23 protein-coding genes, 1 pseudogene and 1 riboswitch are annotated in these 18,202 nt (G+C 33.3%); of the genes and pseudogenes, 12 read left to right on the forward strand and 12 right to left on the reverse strand.

The window, feature by feature from the left end; translation table 11 throughout:
- The first annotated feature begins 212 nt into the window (after positions 1-212).
- The 7 genes and pseudogenes from COE25_RS28255 (at position 213) to COE25_RS28285 (ending at position 5,916) form a co-directional block, all read left to right on the forward strand.
- Entirely contained in the window at positions 213-1,037 is an 825-nt protein-coding gene (locus COE25_RS28255; protein WP_098935018.1) for an FtsW/RodA/SpoVE family cell cycle protein, read from the forward strand.
- Between the two features lie 625 nt (positions 1,038-1,662).
- Complete coding sequence (locus COE25_RS28260) at positions 1,663-2,253, forward strand: molybdopterin-dependent oxidoreductase (protein ID WP_098935019.1); 591 nt, start codon at positions 1,663-1,665, stop codon at positions 2,251-2,253.
- A 448-nt stretch (positions 2,254-2,701) separates the two neighbouring features.
- Positions 2,702-2,977 (forward strand): hypothetical protein, encoded by a 276-nt coding sequence (locus tag COE25_RS28265; protein ID WP_098935020.1) that lies wholly within the window; start codon positions 2,702-2,704, stop codon positions 2,975-2,977.
- A 71-nt stretch (positions 2,978-3,048) separates the two neighbouring features.
- A complete protein-coding gene (locus COE25_RS28270; protein WP_098935021.1) occupies positions 3,049-3,309 on the forward strand; it encodes a hypothetical protein in 261 nt (86 codons plus the stop codon).
- 199 nt (positions 3,310-3,508) lie between these two features.
- Positions 3,509-3,670, forward strand: a pseudogene (locus tag COE25_RS32450) (IS3 family transposase); the annotation flags it as partial.
- Positions 3,671-4,316: 646 nt separating this feature from the next.
- Entirely contained in the window at positions 4,317-4,787 is a 471-nt protein-coding gene (locus COE25_RS28280) for a hypothetical protein (protein WP_098935022.1), read from the forward strand.
- A 169-nt stretch (positions 4,788-4,956) separates the two neighbouring features.
- The gene (locus tag COE25_RS28285; RefSeq protein WP_098935023.1) at positions 4,957-5,916 is read left to right on the forward strand and encodes a DUF3231 family protein; all 960 of its coding nucleotides are present in this window, start codon (positions 4,957-4,959) and stop codon (positions 5,914-5,916) included.
- Positions 5,917-6,610: 694 nt separating this feature from the next.
- Here the strand turns inward: COE25_RS28285 and COE25_RS28295 are convergent.
- The 4 genes from COE25_RS28295 to COE25_RS28310 form a co-directional block, all read right to left on the reverse strand.
- Positions 6,611-7,009 carry a CotD family spore coat protein gene (locus tag COE25_RS28295; RefSeq protein WP_373605389.1) on the reverse strand — a complete coding sequence of 133 codons (399 nt, stop codon included), beginning with the start codon at positions 7,007-7,009 and terminating at the stop codon, positions 6,611-6,613.
- A 229-nt stretch (positions 7,010-7,238) separates the two neighbouring features.
- Positions 7,239-7,700: a GNAT family N-acetyltransferase gene (locus COE25_RS28300; RefSeq protein WP_180247645.1), complete on the reverse strand. Its 462-nt coding sequence runs from the start codon at positions 7,698-7,700 to the stop codon at positions 7,239-7,241.
- Positions 7,701-8,100: 400 nt separating this feature from the next.
- Positions 8,101-8,190 carry a YjcZ family sporulation protein gene (locus tag COE25_RS28305; RefSeq protein WP_098935026.1) on the reverse strand — a complete coding sequence of 30 codons (90 nt, stop codon included), beginning with the start codon at positions 8,188-8,190 and terminating at the stop codon, positions 8,101-8,103.
- A 72-nt stretch (positions 8,191-8,262) separates the two neighbouring features.
- A complete protein-coding gene (locus tag COE25_RS28310; RefSeq protein WP_098935027.1) occupies positions 8,263-8,388 on the reverse strand; it encodes a YjcZ family sporulation protein in 126 nt (41 codons plus the stop codon).
- Between the two features lie 554 nt (positions 8,389-8,942).
- On the opposite strand from COE25_RS28310, the gene COE25_RS28315 reads away from it, so the two are divergent.
- Entirely contained in the window at positions 8,943-9,194 is a 252-nt protein-coding gene (locus COE25_RS28315; protein WP_098935028.1) for a hypothetical protein, read from the forward strand.
- Positions 9,195-9,387: 193 nt separating this feature from the next.
- On the opposite strand, the gene COE25_RS28320 is transcribed toward COE25_RS28315, so the two are convergent.
- Positions 9,388-10,164 (reverse strand): DUF2268 domain-containing putative Zn-dependent protease, encoded by a 777-nt coding sequence (locus COE25_RS28320; RefSeq protein WP_088085484.1) that lies wholly within the window; start codon positions 10,162-10,164, stop codon positions 9,388-9,390.
- A gap of 221 nt (positions 10,165-10,385) precedes the next feature.
- Here COE25_RS28320 and COE25_RS28325 point away from each other — a divergent pair, with 221 nt between their 5' ends.
- Entirely contained in the window at positions 10,386-11,099 is a 714-nt protein-coding gene (locus COE25_RS28325) for a class I SAM-dependent methyltransferase (protein WP_098935029.1), read from the forward strand.
- Positions 11,100-11,211: 112 nt separating this feature from the next.
- On the opposite strand, the gene COE25_RS28330 is transcribed toward COE25_RS28325, so the two are convergent.
- From COE25_RS28330 to COE25_RS28340, 3 genes are all read right to left on the reverse strand, one after another.
- Positions 11,212-12,120 carry a DMT family transporter gene (locus COE25_RS28330; protein ID WP_098935030.1) on the reverse strand — a complete coding sequence of 303 codons (909 nt, stop codon included), beginning with the start codon at positions 12,118-12,120 and terminating at the stop codon, positions 11,212-11,214.
- Between the two features lie 430 nt (positions 12,121-12,550).
- The gene (locus COE25_RS28335; RefSeq protein ID WP_098935031.1) at positions 12,551-12,865 is read right to left on the reverse strand and encodes a DMT family transporter; all 315 of its coding nucleotides are present in this window, start codon (positions 12,863-12,865) and stop codon (positions 12,551-12,553) included.
- Positions 12,865-13,206 (reverse strand): DMT family transporter, encoded by a 342-nt coding sequence (locus COE25_RS28340; RefSeq protein WP_088089883.1) that lies wholly within the window; start codon positions 13,204-13,206, stop codon positions 12,865-12,867. Before COE25_RS28340 ends, COE25_RS28335 begins: the two co-directional genes overlap by 1 nt.
- Positions 13,207-13,272: 66 nt before the next feature.
- Positions 13,273-13,370: riboswitch (guanidine-I (ykkC/yxkD leader) on the reverse strand.
- Positions 13,371-13,567: 197 nt separating this feature from the next.
- Between COE25_RS28340 and COE25_RS28345 the strand changes: the two genes are divergently transcribed.
- Together COE25_RS28345 and COE25_RS31135 are read left to right on the forward strand one after the other, a co-directional pair.
- Positions 13,568-14,398 (forward strand): hypothetical protein, encoded by an 831-nt coding sequence (locus COE25_RS28345; RefSeq protein ID WP_098935032.1) that lies wholly within the window; start codon positions 13,568-13,570, stop codon positions 14,396-14,398.
- Between the two features lie 125 nt (positions 14,399-14,523).
- Positions 14,524-14,661 (forward strand): hypothetical protein, encoded by a 138-nt coding sequence (locus tag COE25_RS31135; RefSeq protein ID WP_180247647.1) that lies wholly within the window; start codon positions 14,524-14,526, stop codon positions 14,659-14,661.
- A gap of 354 nt (positions 14,662-15,015) precedes the next feature.
- Here the strand turns inward: COE25_RS31135 and COE25_RS28355 are convergent, their stop codons facing one another.
- On the reverse strand, positions 15,016-15,207 hold the full coding sequence (locus COE25_RS28355) for an amino acid transporter (protein ID WP_088085487.1): 192 nt from the start codon (positions 15,205-15,207) through the stop codon (positions 15,016-15,018).
- Between the two features lie 215 nt (positions 15,208-15,422).
- Here COE25_RS28355 and COE25_RS28360 point away from each other — a divergent pair, with 215 nt between their 5' ends.
- Positions 15,423-15,908 (forward strand): DinB family protein, encoded by a 486-nt coding sequence (locus COE25_RS28360; protein ID WP_098935034.1) that lies wholly within the window; start codon positions 15,423-15,425, stop codon positions 15,906-15,908.
- Between the two features lie 502 nt (positions 15,909-16,410).
- On the opposite strand, the gene COE25_RS28365 is transcribed toward COE25_RS28360, so the two are convergent.
- The 3 genes from COE25_RS28365 to COE25_RS28375 all read right to left on the reverse strand — a co-directional run bounded on the left by COE25_RS28365 (position 16,411) and on the right by COE25_RS28375 (position 17,765).
- The gene (locus COE25_RS28365) at positions 16,411-16,545 is read right to left on the reverse strand and encodes a YjcZ family sporulation protein (RefSeq protein ID WP_088085489.1); all 135 of its coding nucleotides are present in this window, start codon (positions 16,543-16,545) and stop codon (positions 16,411-16,413) included.
- Positions 16,546-16,577: 32 nt separating this feature from the next.
- Complete coding sequence (locus COE25_RS28370; RefSeq protein ID WP_098935035.1) at positions 16,578-16,718, reverse strand: YjcZ family sporulation protein; 141 nt, start codon at positions 16,716-16,718, stop codon at positions 16,578-16,580.
- Between the two features lie 648 nt (positions 16,719-17,366).
- Positions 17,367-17,765 carry a YmaF family protein gene (locus COE25_RS28375; protein WP_098935036.1) on the reverse strand — a complete coding sequence of 133 codons (399 nt, stop codon included), beginning with the start codon at positions 17,763-17,765 and terminating at the stop codon, positions 17,367-17,369.
- Positions 17,766-18,202 lie beyond the last annotated feature (437 nt).

Here is an 18,202-nt window from a genome sequence, read left to right on the forward strand (position 1 = left end):
AGTGCCTATGATTGGGCTGCAGTATGTGGTTTTTACTACATGTCGTAATGAACTGGAGAAGTAGTAAGTCCTGGAAGCCCCGGCCGAAAGGCGGCTTTGATGAAGGTTAAAAAAGAATCCCCTGGATTTATCCATGGGGCGAAGTCAAGAATAGGTATGGACAGGAAGTCCTCCAGCTGGTTTTTTTATATGTAAATGTATTCATTCTATTGATGTTAAGACTATTTTCAAACACGACGATTAATGGACTTCCACTTCTTAGGATTGGACCGTTAACCATTGAAAGTATCATGTCTCTACCCTTCTTCTTCTTGGCTTGGGCAACATTTTTTAGTAATGAGAGGTTGAAGGTCTGGATGTTTATTCTATTGTTCTTCCTGCCATTCCTTTTACTATTTACCGTACCAAGTATTTCAACTACCTACATTTATACTATCATGGTATTTTCGATGCTTTGGTGGAGCAAGTTTAGTCGAAAAATTGTTCTTTTGATCTGGGGAGGATCCGTTAGTTGTTTCTTGTTCGAGAGTTTCATTTATTGGAAGTTTTTAAACTATTATCAGAAAGATCGATTGTTGGCCTATCTAAACCCGGAAAAATATTCGGATGGACCAGGATTTATGATCCTGCGTGTGAAAGAACTTCTGTTAAAAGCAGGCTGGTTTGGTAACGCCATGAACAAAGAATTTATTCCTGAGGCCCATACTAATTTAGTGTTTATAAGTTTAACCTACTATTACGGTTGGCTTTTTTCCATTATGCTTGTTTTAATCCTATTCCTATTTGGTGTAAGAATCATTGTCATTACAAGTAGGATAAAAGATTCGTATGGAATACTTCTTCTCATCGGTGCAGTTGCACTTTATACGATACAGCTAGCTACTAATATCGGAATGACACTAGGTCTTTTCCCGTTAATTTCCATATCCTTGCCCTTTATAAGTTATGGATTAATGCCAACGCTGCTCAATGCAATATTAATTGGGATTGTCTTAAGCGTATATCGCCGAAAGGATCTAACCAGAATACAAATTTGAACTCCAGATAACCCGCATAGGAAAAAGCCAAGCAGTGTGTTTCTCAATGGAAGCACACTGCTTTTAGTACGTTTTTAGTAAAATTATGGGGAAATACTTATATAGGCTTAATCAATTAACTGCCCTTATATACAGTATGATTTTCCACCGTATTAAACGTAAGCACAGATACGAAAAATGTCAGTTTTCTATCTTTGTAGAAGCATTATCTACAGTAAGTATTTATAGTTTTTAACCTTAACAAACATAAACTTAACTTGGAGGGGTGGGTATGATGACTTTGCTGCCTCTGAAACAACTGCTTCAGCCCTTTCAAGACAAATCTTACCCACAGTGTTTCTGGGCAATTAATTGAAGTATTTTTTGGCAGTATGTTAATTGATCTTAGGCATTAATTAGGAGAAAATGTATGGATGCTAATATTTTTACAAATTTCTGAAACTGTTCTTACTGTACTAACGGGCAGGATAGTGGAATAAGAAATTTATGGGAATATACTGGTTCCAAATTTTGGGTAAATCTCAAATAACGGATTTGACTACAGTATGCTTTCATTATTTTGAAGCATACTATACAAAGCACTGTGATTTAATTAACGTTTAAGATGAAAAAGGGATGGTGTAAGATGAAAAAGCAGCTTCCACCTGGCCAATTCGAAACAGAAAAATGGCCAATACTGCACACAGGGGATGTTCCCGAGTTTAATGAAATCACATGGAATTTCAGACTTTTTGGTGAGGTGGAGGAAGAAAAGTCCTTATCCTATAAGGAAATCATGGAGCTTCCAAAGACCATATCAAGCGTTAACATGCATTGTGTTACCACCTGGTCTAAATTTGATACAACTTTTGAAGGAATTGCACTTAGAGAGTTATTGAATTTTGTTGAAATTAATGAAGGTGTAAAATACATTAAAATTTACGGTTACTACAATGGGGACAGATTTGGTTATTCTGCAAACCTGCCGCTAGAGCCTTTATTAGGGGACGATTCTTTGTTTGTATACCGTTGGAAGGATAAAAATCATGATTGGCATGATATTGATCAAAAACATGGTTATCCACTAAGGTTTATTCCACCAGAAGTATTTTATCTATGGAAAGGCTCAAAGTGGGTTTCAGGGATTGAGTTTATGAAAGTAGACGAGGCTGGTTTTTGGGAAGAGCTTGGCTATTCGATGACAGCAAATCCATTTAAAGAAGAGCGGTACCGTTAACACAGGCTACGAAACAAAAAGGAGGGTGAGAAGTACTTAAACTTTTGATACTTTGCTTCCAATAAAAAAGCAAGGCCATTTTTTTTGTAACGGTGCAGGTTAATGGAAGGAGAATGGATTCCAGCTATTCCGAATGGAAGAACGACAAAAACGAAAACAGAAAGAAAAACCGTAGTATTTTTCTCATTGAGGATCTCTTTACATTGTTAGTAAAGGCTAATAGTTAATTCAAAGTCAACAGTGGACAGAAGTTGAAAGAAAACAACTCATTTTGTTCACAAACGGGTGCAATAATGTAAAATGAGCGATACTTAGAGGATCGCTTTTTTTTATTCGCTACGGTACAGTTTAGTTGAATAAATTAAATGGGATAAAAGATACACAAGTTATTCGAAAAAAGGTTAAGTAAGGAAGATTTGGCAAATCATAAGTGGAATGAGGATTTGAAATGAAATTTACTATTCGTATTTTCTTCAGGGAAAACTTTAATAATTCAATATTTGAAAGAGAGCTAAAAAAATCCTTAGAGGAAATTAGTGTATCTGTTACAAGTATTAATTTTAATCAATTTGAAGAAAAATACATACATAATAAAAGGAATATTATTGAGATAAATGTTGAAGTTAAAGGGGACTATATCGATTACAGAACCGTTTTTGGTTGTGTATTTTTAGTATTAGATGAACTTTCTTTAAATTTATCTGGATTAGATATAAATGAATAATAGGCTTCCCTAAGTGCTTTTGTATTTCTAAATTTTCCCTAATAAAAAATTTGTTTTTTAAGGAGGAAATTATGAAAGAATTTATTATTTCATATATAGAAGATAATGAAATTGGTGGCCATAAAAAGGAAATCCTCGTTGTGGGCGAAGACTTTCAATCATGCTATGAAGAGCATATTCAAAAATATCCAACCATGGTAGGTATTGTTCAGCAATTTGATGAAGAGCACGAAACCATAAATTTTCTCCGCCCTAACAATATTCAAATAGAAAAAGTTACTGACGAAATCTTCGAGGAAGAAGAGAAAAAAAGAGAAGTTTATGATGGATGATATATATCCACATTTCAGACTGAAGTGTTGACCATTTTGTCAATGCTGCAAAATTCATAGCTAAAAATTATCGAAAATCAGGCTGCTAAATTTGGTGGCTTTTCTGAAGTGCATAAAAATCCGAACATAGAGCAGATTTATGAGAAACTATTTGGTTTGAATAAACAACTATTTTCTTATTGGTCCGAGAATATACTTTAAAACTGAGTTTGTAAGAGGAAAACACTTTACTAGTTTAGAAGAATTAACAAGAGAACTTAGGGACTATGTTCATTGGTTTAACCACATTCGAATTCATGGAACATTAGGCTACCTAAGCCCGATTGAATACAAACTTGGACACCTTAAAAAAACTGTCTAGTTTAGTGTTGACATTCCAAGAGCCTTTTCCTTGTTCAACGAAGGAGTAGGTTAGTACAATAAACCTTTCACTATTTTTGGGGAGTTAGGTTACGAAAAAATTTTAAAGCATTAAAGCTAATATACTGCCCAATATATTTAAAATAGTTTTATCAATATCAAATACTCCTAAATTAGTCAGGTATTGTGTTAGGCATAAACGGATGACCAGAACGGTATCCTCACAAGCGATGGGGACAAGAACTTCATCTATAATTAGGAAAAACAGTTGATAGAAGGAATTATAAACATAAATCACTTTCTTAGAATTGTTAGAGAAATTATATTCTAATGTATAAGGCCTTCACATTATGGATGTGTTTTATCATAAGTTTTCTATGCTTTTTATAAGACCATGTTGATAGAAGCACGTCTTTTTATTGGATATCTCTGTTTATTAATATTTAGAAATGAAATGCCATCACTGTACTTTTCATCACATTTTTTATGTTAAGCAGGACATTCTAAGGTTACGTTGGTGTAATGTTAAATTTTATTTCCACAATAAAAAACTAATTAAGTTTTTAATGAATAATGATTAGTGCGATTGCCTTTTTTACAATTGGCATAATCACACTATACGAAACTTGGTAAGGAGCTTGAATTAGGTGGCTAACTCAAAAGAAGTATTACTATGGAGTATTGCTCTTCCTGGCTTTGGTCAATTTTTAAATGGCAAACTAATAAAAGGTATTGTTTTTGTATTTTTAGAATTCCTTATAAATGTAAATGCAAATTTTAATGTTGTTATAATTTCTAGTTTTCATGGAGAAATCGAAAAAGCCATTGCTCAAACTGATTACTTATGGCTAATGTTTTACCCTTGTTTATACTTTTTTGCTATGTGGGATGCTTATAAAGATGCTGGTGGAGGAAATAGAAAATATTCTTATTTACCATTCGTTTTTTGCGCTTTCTTTGTAACAGTGGGGTGTATATATTCATCAACTTTCAAGATATTCGGATTTTTATTTGGCCCAATATGGTTACCAATTTTGTGCGTGATACCAGGAATTTGGATAGGCCTTTTACTAATGAAAATCATTAAAAAAGCTATTGAGAAACCTGAGAGCCAGTGAATTTAATTAGTATTCTTTTAACAGAAACTCTAATTAAATTATATAAATTACAATAATTAATAAAGTTTGAGATTGAGACTAAACGTATTAATTAGAAATATACCCTGAATAATTACCAATATTCTTGTCATTCTAATAAGAGAAAATAAATAATGAAGGAGCCTTTTGTATGAACGTAAATGAGTTCGGCTTTCTTTGGTATCTACAATCAAGTTCGAATATGGTTAATATTATTTTAAAAAATCTTATTGACACTGCTGAGGATAAAGATTTGAGAAGTGTTCTAGATGAAATCAATTCATTATCTACATTTCAAGAAAAAGAGGCTACAAAGATATTAAATGACAGCGGTTATAATGAAACGCCATTTTTCAGTGAAGTTGATTTATATAACTCCTCAGTAAAGCTTTTTACCGATCAATTAATCATTGAAATTCTTAAGCATATTACCGGAAATGGGATGCGGGTCCTCGCTTCTCAATATTCAGAACTAGCGGATATGAATGTAAAGAAATTCTTTAGTGAAGTCCTCACTAAGCTTATTCAAATTGATAAATCTCTTTTAGGTTTATTAAAAGAAAAGAACTTGTTACAAAACAGTCCATTTTTATACATGAAAGCACATGAAAGAGAGAGTAAACTGTTTAAGGTTGTATCTACACAATTGAGACCACTTAATGCGGTAGAATTGGGACATATGTACAGTCCACTTCAATGCAATAATGTTGGTGTTGCTCTATGCGCTGCTTTTGCTGATGTTGTAAAAGATGAAGAGTCAAAGCAATTATTTAATGATGGCAAGAAATTAGCATTTCATCAAGCTGCTACTTTATCGGATATTTTCAGGGAAAACGGAGTTAGTACTACAACTGGACTAGAGAGCTTCGTCCATAGGGTCCATGAATCTCCATTTTCAGATAAGTTAATGACGAACTTAATAATGTTTTTAAATCCTATTGGAATAATAAATTTACAAAACGCTGCTGTATCTAGTTATAAGAAGAATCATGTCAAAATACTAAGTGAATTAATGGAACAGGTCCAAAGTTTTTCAGAAAAAGGGTTTAAACTATTGGTTAAAAAAGGTTGGTTTAATGAACCACCATTAACTAGTAGGTCAATTAAATAATAATAAACTGAATCCAATAGTGTAAATAATAAAGAAGGAGGAATTTTATGGGAAAATTAACCGATTCTATAGAGCAAAATTATAAATTTTTCCAAGATAAACTTACACATTGAGAGGATATAGAATTTAGAATTTTAAACCCTCGAAATATTAAAGGGAGCAAATTATTTTTATGTATTGTGAAAATATTGTTGACGAAACATTATTATACGAATCCTTGCTTGAAAAAGTTGTCAAAAATTATCCTCACGGAAACGATGATGTCGATATCACAGTATTAGAAAATGTATTTCCCACAGCATTAGTTTTTTTTTCAGATAAAATTGAGGATATAATCAGAAGGAAAAAGACCCTATGCTAAATAAGTAAAAAACATTACGTCAAAAGATTATAGTCGTTAAGAAAATGATTATTCAGTATTGGACAACCGAGAGCAAACCTTTATTACTGGTTTGCCATTTATTGTGGTTTTTCTTATTGAGCTAACGGAGCAGGATTGTTGAAGAAGGAAATGACGCCTTTATGTCGCATTTGACCAATATTGCGATGTAAGAACGACTAATTTTCAATAAAAAAGGTACCCAAAGGGCACCCAAGGAAAACTTGTATCTCAGAACGTTTATAAGATATAAGTATATACAATTGTTTATTATATACTAACAAAAATACCCCCCTAAACGGGAGGTTAAATGAACTAGAATCCAAATGGTCTTGGCGGACAACAAGGATTATGTGGTACACCGCACATTGTATGTGTTTCACAACATTCATTTACAAATGATTCTGTGTGAGGGAAAAAGTGTTGATTATTAATCATATGCTTGTTGACTGTTGTCGTGTGAGAAGGATGGACATGAGTTACTACCTTATTAAATAAATTCGTCTTAACATATTGTTGTCCTGGTGAAACAAGTGGTGGATCATACTGAGCCGGAAACACTTGAGGTGGGCAGTATTGTGGACATGGTTCTGGCGGACAGTATTGAGCTGGTAATGGTTGTATAGGAGCTATCTGTTTAGGCATTATATTTGGTGGAATATTTGGTGGAATATTTGATGGAAAACCACCGTATCCAATATTTCTTCTCATCATTAAATGACCTCCATATGAATTTGTCTTGTTACATCATTAGTCTATGTGAGCCTTTGTGTGTAGGGACTAATTTAGATACCCATTTTATAAATAGAAATGATTTAGAAATGATGAAAACTACGAAATTATTACGACAAATAAAAACCTCCGCATCCATCAACGGGGGTGTGAATAAGAAGACTGTTATTTTTGAGAGTATCAATCTTTATAAAAGGAGCCTTAAAAAAGGTTAAAGAATCTTTTCATAATTAATAAGAGTTAAGTATTCGTTAACTTGTTGTTCCCCTGTTTTTTTATAGCCAAATTTTTCATAAAAATGGCGATTTCTACGGTTGTCGTTAGGTGTATCAAGTAACCACTTTTTAACTTTAGGGAATTGCCTTTCCAACTCCTGTAAAATTTTTGATCCTAATCCTTTATTTTGAAATTCAGAGCCAAGGAAAATTCGATACAAATAATTATGATCTTTTGTTTGCTTTACAAGACAGATTCCGCCTGCAAGCCTGCCTTCAACGAAAATAGAATAGTGCAAAGAATTTTGCATTCTAAAAAAAAAGTAATCCAATGATTCAGTTGCAGGACTTGTATGATAATCCTTATATTTGATTAAATCTGAATGAAACGCTTCTTTTTGAATCTTTAACAATTCGTTTGCTTCCGCATGCTTTGATGGTATTATCTTAAATTTCAATTTCCCCACCTCTTACGTCATTTCTGTCATTATATGAACATCTGCCACATTGTTTAATTAAATGATAAAGTTCCTCAGTTATCGCAAATAAGGACTTACGCTTGAAAAATGTGCTTCTCTTTTTATAATAATTCTTCTTTAACTAACGAAACAGATGGCATTATTATTGCAGCGGATAAAGAGGGAGATTCGTAAATAAACTATTTGCAAAAAATGAAATGTGGATTTTTTTTTTACAGCAGATAAAAAAAAGAGCCCATAGGCTCTTTGAAACAATGTTTAAATCATTTGCTTAATAGAATCTGCGTTTTCTTCTTTCAAATTCAAAGTCCTACATTCATTTCAGAAACTATATGACAAAGGGACAGATTAACTAAACCTGCCCTTTGTTCCGTACAATTTAGTAGCCACTCATAAAAGAAGTTCCTACAATGATAAGGAGAATAAACAATACCACGACGATCGCCATACCGTGACTATGTTCTTCCACGTATCACACCTTCAGTACTTGCTTATATAGGATATTACTCATCCAAAATCATCCAGTTGGGTTTATTAAACATTAGCACCAACTGGACAGTACGATAATTAACAGAATGAACAATACAACGATTAAAACAAAAGTTGAACCGCCGCCATAGCCACCGCCGTAGCTATAACCGCCGCTATATCCACATGATCCCCACATATTTTTCACCACCTATTTGATTATTCGAAGGAATAACACACCTGCTATGTATATATATTCCTTAAGACAAGGGTTGATTGGTCAAGCATCATGGTGTTAGGACAAAATCAGCGATTTGCTTAAACAATGCTAAAAATAAAAAAGCGTCTGCAATACATGCAAACGCCTCTTCGGAGGTATTTCTTTATGCAAGATGTTGCTTATGGTGGTAGTTATAACATATGCACTCAGAATAAAACTGAATGGGACAAGTGCTGATAAAAGTAAATTAAATAGAAAATGGACAAAACAATCCTTAGTTGACTTTTTTCTTTGGTTATGACGGTTTTTGGATTTTATTTTAATGCAATATTTCAGGATATGGCATATTGGGCTGGAGCGGGGTTAACTTATGTATTCACCCTAATGTCCATCATTTTTATCTGTATTAGGCATGTCGGAAATTCATTCGGAGATTTTAAGTTTCCGCTAATACCCTATTACACTTGTCCATTACGAAAGTTATTTCAGCACATATAATGTCGTATGGTTCATAAGTAAATGGGGGTGAAAAAATGTCAGTAGAACATTTTCATGGACTGTGTCACAGACATATGGGTAGAGCTGTTGAAATCAGAACCCATGACGGGAGAATTCATAGGGGAATCATTCATCGTGTTTCCAACGACAGAGTTTTTCTTCAACCAATTGGACGACCTAGAAACCTAGGCGGTTTTGGTTATGGAGGTTGGGGCTGGGGTTGGGGCGCTGGAATTGCGCTAGGCTTTATTGCTTCAGTAGCTGTCCTTTCTCTATTTTTTTGGTAGTCATAAAATGATGTTATAAGATTTATAAAGAGTTAATAAAAGCACAAGAACCTCAATCAGCTAGGCGTTGGAGTTAGATTCCGAAAAACTACATTCAAAGTGATCAACAAAGGATTATTTGATCGTTACTTGATCCAATAAAAAACGGACGAGAATTTCTTTCGTCTGTTTTTTTCCGTTTTATCAAACACTTTCACTTTATTTGAGCAATATGATCTGTTTTGATATTAAGTAGATCCTTACTTGTCTTGTTAGTTGCTTCAATATAATTCATAACCAAGTAATGCCCAACACAGTACCCTAACATTTTCGGATAAAAACGTGATCCATACAATATGTTTTGATGTTTAAGGTCATTTTTTGGAACATCTTTATTTGGGAGCACTAAGTTTTTCCACATTTTCTTTAACTCTTCATTGGTATAATACGATGTCCAAGTAGCTAAGAATTCTTCACCCAATCTTTCACGTACTGCATTTTCAGCTAATCCTTCTAAAATGATTGTGTCCAGCAATACGTAATCCTCTTCGTTTTTTTGAAACTTGGATAACCGACAAATATGGTTATACTCATGTGTAAACAATGCCCTTATTTCCTTTTCCGTGTTATCCTCTGAAATAAATAAAAGTAGTTTATCCTTAAAGGCCAAACCTGATTTTCCGTTAAAGTCCTGTGTTAATTTTCGATTGTCCTTATCTGATGGAAAAACAAAGATAGGGATATTTGGCCCTTCCCACACTTTTTGAAGTTGTAGACTTTCTTCTTGTACAATTTCCCATACTTTATTTTTTTGTAATTTTTTCACTACCTCGTTTCCGTTCCCAAAAGGATGATACATTCCATGTAGAGTTAAGTAATCGTAGATTTCGGAAGCTAGAGCACCCTCAAAGTGAACTGTTAACTTTTCACATATTTCAATTGGTTTATGAAATGAATCGTGCAACCACTTATCTGTTCTAATCACGCCCATATCAGCACCCCTACTACACATTTTGTTTAAAATACATTATGCGCTTATCATATAATCGTTCCGAAACCTTTTTCATTACCTTCTTAGCATCCTTAAAAGGTTCCTATTTTCCCCCTTCATAGGCCTTTAAAAGTTGAGTAATGTTTATAAAAGTATCGGCAACAAATTTATTTCATTCTCATAAAATAATGTAAAATTTCTAAAAAAGGATGAGACTGAATTTGAATTACACTTATCTTGATTGTTTAGCAATATTTGGAGTTGGAGGTGCCCATCCTGGAGGCCTTCAACTAACAAAAGAGATCTTATCAAGGGAAAAAATAGATGAAACAAAGTCGATTCTTGATGCTGGGTGTGGAACAGGTCAAACCTCTGCCTATATTGCAGAACAGTACCAATGTAATGTTACTTCCTTAGATTGTAATAAAATCATGTTGGATAAGGCTAGGCAAAGATTTTCATCCTTACATTTGCCAATTGATGTAAAGCAAGGGAGCACTGAAAATCTTCCTTTCGATGAGGATTTATTTGATATGATTCTTTCAGAATCAGTCATATCCTTTACAGATGTATCCTTAACAATTCCTGAATTTAAAAGAGTATTAAAGCCAAATGGTGTTTTGCTTGCAATTGAAATGGTACTTGAAAAATCACTTTCTGAAGATGAATTGAAAGCTATCGTTAATTTTTATGGAGTTTCTCACTTACTAACTGAAAATGAATGGTACAACTTCTTCAAAAGAGCCAGTTTTAAACAAGTTAGTGTAGAGAAGTTCAATCTTGAGTTTGATGAAAATGATGTGCAAAATGTTACTGATTTCTCACTTTCGGAGAATATTGATGATAAATTCTTTGAAATTCTTGAAAAGCACTTGCATCTCACAAAAGGTTATAAGGGTATACTAGGTTTTCGACTATTCAGATGTTGTATTTGAACAGTTCCAGTCATACACCTAGAACTATATTTTGAGCAATCAAAAAAGGTCTGCATTCGAATTACAATGCAGACCCATTTTGTCGTTTGTTTTCATTTATAAATTGCTAAAATTATTGCTTACTAAGCTGTTGCTTGTTCTTGACCAATATCTGCTTAAAGTTCACTTCCATAAGAATAATCGATAGCATAATAAGCATTCCTCCAACAACTAACTGTACTGTAAATGATTCAAAACCAAACGCTACTGAAAAAATACTTCCAAAAACTCCTTCAAGCATCATAATTAATCCAGCAGTTGTTGCGGAAGTATGCTTTTGAGCTAAAACCTGAACAGTTTGACCAACAAACGAACATATTATTCCCATATATAACAATGGCACTATTGCAACTGACCAATTGATATTAGTAAGCTGTCCTTCCTCTACGAAGAAGAAAAAAAACAACCCCCCTAATGCTTGTACAACCGCAAGCATAAAAGCTACAATGCTGACATCAGTTGCTCTTGCTCCATAGCTGAGATATACAATAGATGCTGCATAAAACAACGCACAAATAAAAGAATATACGTCACCAATATTTATGGTTAGTGTTTTGTTTAATATTCCAGTTAATATAGTCATTCCAAGTAAACAAAAGGCAATGGAAACAAAGCTTTTTACTGGGAGTTTCTTTTGATATATAGCCCAAGCCAAGAAAGGTATAATTACCACATATGTTGCTGAAATAAAGGCGTTATTAGATGGAGTCGTGTACTGAACACCAATAGTCTGTGTAATATATCCGCCAAAATTAAGCAATCCCGCAATTAGCCCAATTTTAAAGTCCTTAAGGGTCATTTGGAATATCTTTTTATAAAAAAACATAAGTACCAAAACAACAAAGAGAAAGCCTCGGAAAAAATTTACGAATCCCGCAGACACATTTGCATCTAGAGCTATTTTTGTTAAAACAAACCCAGAACCCCAAAGTGTAGCAGTTATCAATAGCAGCACGTTTGCAATTGATTTTGTCATTTTCATATGTTATTTCTCCTTTTCTTTTTAATAAAAAAATCCCGCCTCTTAAAGTAAAGAGACGGGAACGATCTACTCTTATACAGTTTTCATTGACAATTCAACGATAATTAGTAACGGAATTAATTTTCCGACACACTCCAATTGGATTTTGGGGGTTTTTAAGAAGCATTGTTCATTAATGATAAAATTAGCTTACGTTTTTCTCAGACAATTTTATTCTTTAATTATTAACTTCTTTATAAATTTTTGATTCATCTTTAATTTACTAAATTATCATAATGAAATCAACCCATAGTCATGTTCAGAAGAGATTGTGAAGGTTGGTAATTAAACTACCATGAAAATAAGTTTCTTTAATAATAAGTTGAGTTAAAGAATAGGCTTTTCTTATTCCATTATGATAGGTAATATATAATACTTATCCTTTTTTCCGTTATGATACAAGTTTTAATCCTATTGCTGCACATAAAACCATCGTTATGAAGACCAATCTTTTCCAGTCTTTTGGTTCTCCGTAAAAGAGCATTCCTAATATCGCTCCACCAGACGCTCCAATTCCTGTCCATATTGCATAAGCTGTTCCCATAGGGAGTGTTTTCATTGAATAAGCTAGAATGATGAAACTTGCTCCAAATCCAATCATTAATAGAATCAAGGATTTCAAATTACGGTCCTTATGTAGTTTATTTATCATGGCAACACCAAACATTTCAAATAACCCTGCTAAGAATAAAGAAAACCACGCCATTAGGAATCAGCCCCTTCCTGAATCTTATCCTTTGTAACTAATTTCAATCCAATTACACCTGCTAGTAACAGTAATATCAAAAGTGACTTACTCACTTTAAATGGTTCTCCAAACAGTATAATTTCAGCAATAACAGTGCCTGCTGTACCTAGTCCTACGAAAACTGCATATACAGTTCCTACGGGAAGTTGTCGTCCTGCCATAATCATCACATAGAAGCTGATAATAATAGATATAACTGTTCCAGCCCAAGTCCAAAAGTCATCTGCGTGTTTTAATCCAATAACCCAAAATACTTCAAATAGAGCCGCAACAAATACTTTAATCCAGTTTGCATTCATTTAAACATACCTCCAATTTTATTCTTTACCAAAACAAAAAAAGCCTGGGAGATAGCTGTAAACAGTCTCTCCCAGGCTATTATCCTTCCGTGACACAGCATAGCTGTGAGTTCTCTCTCGGACCAGACCAACATTAAAGTTACGGAACCCTAGAAAACATTTGGCTCATGCATTTAGTTTTAAATTATACACATATTTATACATTAGTCAATACTAAAATTATCAGAAACTAGAAAAGTAGGATCGTGAAACATTATACTTAAACTAACGAAGCAGGTTTGTATTAAGAAGGAATAAAAATGTTGATGATTTTTGTGTTACAATTTTTATGGATACTAAATATATAAAAGGACATATAAACATGAATAATTTTAAAGATATCATATCTTATTTTCTTATGTTTCCTGCTTTATTTATAGGAACTCTTGCGATGGTATCATATGGTGTGACTTCGAGTCTTTGGATTCAAAACATAATAATCTGGATATTAGGAACCTTTTTGGGTTCTGTTTTTTTAATTAGGACCAAGGGAAAAAATCTAAGTAAAGGTAATTTTAGTCATACCATTATTATGGTAGCTTTATTAGTTTTGCCATTTTGGTTTAATGATTTAGATGGTGTCCATCGATGGTTATCCTTTGGACCAATTAATCTATATATAGCAAGTATAATTTTACCTTTATTAATTATTCATTTATGGAAATTAGTATTAAACAGTCGTGAATGCTATGTAATAGGAATAACCTTTATTACATTAGTAATATTGCTATTTCATCCAGATGCAGGGCAATTAACTGCATTTGCATGTGCGACTGCAATCATCTTGTGGAGAAATATTGGTAATAGGTTTATAAAATTACTAAGTATTACACTTACAGCAACCTTTGGTATCGTATCGTGGGTTTTTCTCGATGATTTAGCACCAGTTCCTTATGTGGAACATATTATCTTTTTAGTTGCAGGCCTGGGAAATATCTGGTTCATTTTAGGGATTTTGTCTCTTATATTGTTATTAAGTCCATTCTTTTTTTACGGTGAAAAAAATATCATTTCTTTATCATTAGGAGTTTACTTTCTAATGACGATGATTGTAACTTTATTTGGTAATTTCCCAATGCCAATTATGGGATATGGGACATCGCCTGTTATCGGTTACTTAATTGCTATCACTTGGCTTAATAAAAATAAATAAAAAATGTTGTTTAGAGTGTTATTCAACTAAAGGGTGCTTTTGTCTAATTTAGCGGGCATAAAATTTTCGTTACTGCGGCATATTATATTTATAAAAATATTTTAATGAATTGAGGTCTTTGAAAAATGGATGAAATGATAACTACTAATCAAGTAGAAGAAGTAAATAAACAACTGAAAAAAATTCCCAAGGAAGCCGAAGAAAGAAGAATTGAAAATCAGCCGCAAACAGGTAAAAACGAGAAAGCCATCGAACCGTTTTAATCCGGACAATAGCAAACCAAAGGATTTTGCTGACCACAAAATTCATAAACAAAAAAAATGAGGAATGGGGAAATCCCAATCCCCATTGAACGGTTAATGTTAGACACCGACTTTATTGCACTAACGGGTGCAAGAGTTGAAGATTCAGCTGCCATTTGGCGGCTTTTTCTTATTGAAGTAACGGAGCAGATTAATTTAAGAACGAAAAAACAATTCACATATATGGGTAATTTACTTTTTTGAATATAATTCCAAAATGGTATGGAAGTTATTAATGTTAATTCTAACTCCTAACCCATTTTAGAGCAGCTCACAGCATTTTTGCGGTTAGAAGGAGTACCAATCAAGTGTCAGTTAGTAGTTTAATAAATTTAATATAATCATTAACAAGATGGATATTGATAAGAAGCCAGCAAAAAAATACCCAAAATATTTTAATGGCTTTGGCAACTTTTTTACTGCATCCTTGCTAACATTTGCAGCATTTCCTTCTATCCTGTTAATGTGGTCTATTACATCATTAAATGGTTTATTTTCTTCTTTCATACAACCACCCCTTTACCACATTTTAACATATACATTTATTTTATTATTGTATTTAATTGTAAATTCTTAGCTTTTCTTATTGAACTAAAGAAGCAGGATAGTTGAAGAAGGATTTCGACTTATATTTGTAGAAATAGTAATATTTAACAATATTTAGTATTGCTCTTATAGTATTTTTACAGTTCAATAATTTTCTAAAATGGGGAGGGGCTTTTTTGCAAATTTTTTTTAGATATAACTGGATGGTAAGAGAAGACTGGTATCGTTGGTGTGAAAAGTTAAGTGAAGAAGAACTTCTGCAAAACCGAACGGGTGGAATGGGAAGTATATTGCATACACTTTTCCATATAGTTGATGTCGAATGGAGCTGGATACGTCTTTTACAAGGTAAAACTGACTTTCAGGAGAGTTTTGATGGTTATAAAAACTTGAATAAGGTTCGAAAATTAGACGCTGAATTTCATTTAGAAGTGGAAAACTTTGTGAACAACTGGGATGCTAGTATGGAAAATCGTTTATTTTACGATACCTTACCTGATGGAAAAATTGTAACGGATATTTGGGGGGAAATCATGCGACATACCATTGCTCATGAAATTCACCATATAGGTCAATTATCAATTTGGGCAAGGGAAATCGGAAAAAAGCCTGTTTCTGCAAATCTTATTGGTCGGGGTCTTTCCTCTTATTCCAATAAATAATTCAAATAGAAATTAATTTAGTGGGTTTCTGTATATTTATGGGTGTGATAATTTAAAAAGAATCGACTTTTCCTTGTTCTGCGGGGGATTCAGTTTTGTGGAGGCAATTTGAGTTTGTGAAGAATTGTACTTAAAGTAACGGAGTGCAAGAGTTTAAGATCAAGCTGCCATTTTGGTAGCTTTTCTTATTGAACGAAGCAGGTTGAACAAGGATTTTCCACTTCACTAAAGAATTTATATAAAAAGGAAACTACAAACGCTAGTTAACAGTCGAATGCCCTTGTGGTATTAGGTATAGAAATTATGAAATAAAATAAGAGCTTAATCTGATGATACTTTATATAAACTGATGCATAAGCTAGTAGTGAGCATCAGCTATACCGCCATACTTTTAACTTCCTCAGTGCTTTATTATGCGTTCGGTGCATTAAAGCCAGATAAAAAAGCCCTAAAAAAACAAGGGCTTTTTTTATTTGTAAAAAATTAGGTTGGATGCTTTTAATTAATAAAAGACAGTTGCTCCAATGATAATTAATAAAATAAACAAGACAACGATTAAGGCAAAACCTCCGCCATAACCAAAGCCTCCACCGTAACCGTAGCCACCACAACCGCCGAAACCTCCATATCCGAACAAAAATATCCCCTCCTTTTAAAGATTAATATTAATTAATAAAAGCCGCCGAATCCTCCGCCACAGCCACCGTAACCGCCGTAACCGCCGCCAACAAAAGATGCTCCAATAATAATAAGAAGGATAAACAATACAACTACTAATGCGAACCCTCCACCAGCTCCTACACCATCCATTTAATAACCTCCTTTACAGCTATTCAATACAAAATATGATTAAATCCAAAAGGTGTCAGGGCTCTTGCGAAATACAAAAGCCCAATCTCTACTATTCATTACAAGAAACTGCATTATGTAGCGAAAAAAAGACTCCTTAACTCTAAAAGTGCTTAGTTAAATAAAAAAATAAAAAATAAAAAGGCTTAACTACCGTGGTTCTTCATATAAACAGATGCATAATCTAGAAAGTAGCCGCTATAGACCATATTAAAGCATAGACATAGACCTTAAATCAGGGATAGCCTCAATCAAAAAAAAGCCCTTCAAGAAAGGGCTTTTTTAGGTTCTTCTTAGAAAATGTAATTCTTATTCTTTTATTGGCTCTTTGTTTAGGTTTACTGTTGTCCCAGATAGAGGTTTCTAATTCTATCGTTGTAGTCATAATAGGAGTCATAAGTTATGTAACGGGTACTACGAAGGAAAGATTGGATATGGTAAGCGGTAGCCGTGAATGATCAGGTTCTATCTATTAAACTAGGTTACCATTAAGTGAGGTTACCTCAAAATCCCAAAATTTAATTACTGAAACACAATTGTAGAGGAATAGAAAAGGTGAAACACTAGTAGGCGCTCACCCTTGTCCTCCTTAAAGGTAACCTTTTCCCCTTATACAAGAGGCTTTTCAATTAAAGTAGCAAATTCAAGCTGATGGACATGTCCATCATCTAGGGTAGTGATTCCTTTGACAAAGTGTACATGCTTACCATTGCCAACTGGGATAGCAGGACCTGTTTGTATTCCTACCTCATGATGATGATCTAAAAAGTCGGTATTAGTTAATATTACATGTACATGACTATCACCCTTTGGAATTACTTCACCTGTAACCCCTGCAAAACGATGATTATGTCTGTCCTCTCCTTCTTCAGCTAATTTGGTACTTGCCAAAAATTCATGAACATGTGTTTGAGCAGATTCTTCAGAATTTGTTTTTTTGTTAGACTGCTCTTCATTTTGAGATTTATTTCTTTCATAATTTTCTCTTCCCCTTTGAACTTTACTCATAAAATGGAACCCCCTTTTAAATTAGAATACTGTTTATAATATTAGTAATGGTAAGGTTTTATGAAAAAAAGATTTTCATTATCTTTTGCTTCAAATGAATATACTTTTCCTTCTTTTTGAATATAAAAAGCTTACGTGCCCGTTTGTACTAATTTGTGAAGGAATGTACTTAAAGTAATTGGTGCTTTAACACAGTAATGAATAAAATTAATAAGCATAAAATATCCAAGTTTTTATGCACAACTTGCATATTTTAACTTTTTTACATTCAAAAAACATTCTCCCACATACAGTATTTTTTAATTTCCAAATACACCCAGAGGCTCCAAGACAAGACCTAAAACGCTAATCTATGGATACATATAAACAAAGATAAAAGGTGCACCATTCGTAGGTTTTGTTGTTGATACTGTATTTAACTGCCCGATAGCATTCCT

It is taken from the genome of Bacillus sp. AFS031507, from assembly GCF_002584635.1.
Classification (GTDB): domain Bacteria; phylum Bacillota; class Bacilli; order Bacillales; family Cytobacillaceae; genus Neobacillus.

Excerpts from the sequence above, each read along its gene's own strand:
- COE25_RS28255 (WP_098935018.1), top strand. The coding sequence starts at position 213 with ATGTTAAGACTATTTTCAAACACGACGATTAATGGACTTCCACTTCTT.
- COE25_RS28260 (WP_098935019.1), top strand. The coding sequence starts at position 1,663 with ATGAAAAAGCAGCTTCCACCTGGCCAATTCGAAACAGAAAAATGGCCA.
- COE25_RS28265 (WP_098935020.1), top strand. The coding sequence starts at position 2,702 with ATGAAATTTACTATTCGTATTTTCTTCAGGGAAAACTTTAATAATTCA.
- COE25_RS28270 (WP_098935021.1), top strand. The coding sequence starts at position 3,049 with ATGAAAGAATTTATTATTTCATATATAGAAGATAATGAAATTGGTGGC.
- COE25_RS28285 (WP_098935023.1), top strand. The coding sequence starts at position 4,957 with ATGAACGTAAATGAGTTCGGCTTTCTTTGGTATCTACAATCAAGTTCG.
- COE25_RS28295 (WP_373605389.1), bottom strand. The coding sequence starts at position 7,009 with ATGATGAGAAGAAATATTGGATACGGTGGTTTTCCATCAAATATTCCA.
- COE25_RS28310 (WP_098935027.1), bottom strand. The coding sequence starts at position 8,388 with ATGTGGGGATCATGTGGATATAGCGGCGGTTATAGCTACGGCGGTGGC.
- COE25_RS28315 (WP_098935028.1), top strand. The coding sequence starts at position 8,943 with ATGTCAGTAGAACATTTTCATGGACTGTGTCACAGACATATGGGTAGA.
- COE25_RS28320 (WP_088085484.1), bottom strand. The coding sequence starts at position 10,164 with ATGGGCGTGATTAGAACAGATAAGTGGTTGCACGATTCATTTCATAAA.
- COE25_RS28330 (WP_098935030.1), bottom strand. The coding sequence starts at position 12,120 with ATGAAAATGACAAAATCAATTGCAAACGTGCTGCTATTGATAACTGCT.
- COE25_RS28335 (WP_098935031.1), bottom strand. The coding sequence starts at position 12,865 with ATGGCGTGGTTTTCTTTATTCTTAGCAGGGTTATTTGAAATGTTTGGT.
- COE25_RS28340 (WP_088089883.1), bottom strand. The coding sequence starts at position 13,206 with ATGAATGCAAACTGGATTAAAGTATTTGTTGCGGCTCTATTTGAAGTA.
- COE25_RS28345 (WP_098935032.1), top strand. The coding sequence starts at position 13,568 with ATGAATAATTTTAAAGATATCATATCTTATTTTCTTATGTTTCCTGCT.
- COE25_RS31135 (WP_180247647.1), top strand. The coding sequence starts at position 14,524 with ATGGATGAAATGATAACTACTAATCAAGTAGAAGAAGTAAATAAACAA.
- COE25_RS28355 (WP_088085487.1), bottom strand. The coding sequence starts at position 15,207 with ATGAAAGAAGAAAATAAACCATTTAATGATGTAATAGACCACATTAAC.
- COE25_RS28370 (WP_098935035.1), bottom strand. The coding sequence starts at position 16,718 with ATGGATGGTGTAGGAGCTGGTGGAGGGTTCGCATTAGTAGTTGTATTG.
- COE25_RS28375 (WP_098935036.1), bottom strand. The coding sequence starts at position 17,765 with ATGAGTAAAGTTCAAAGGGGAAGAGAAAATTATGAAAGAAATAAATCT.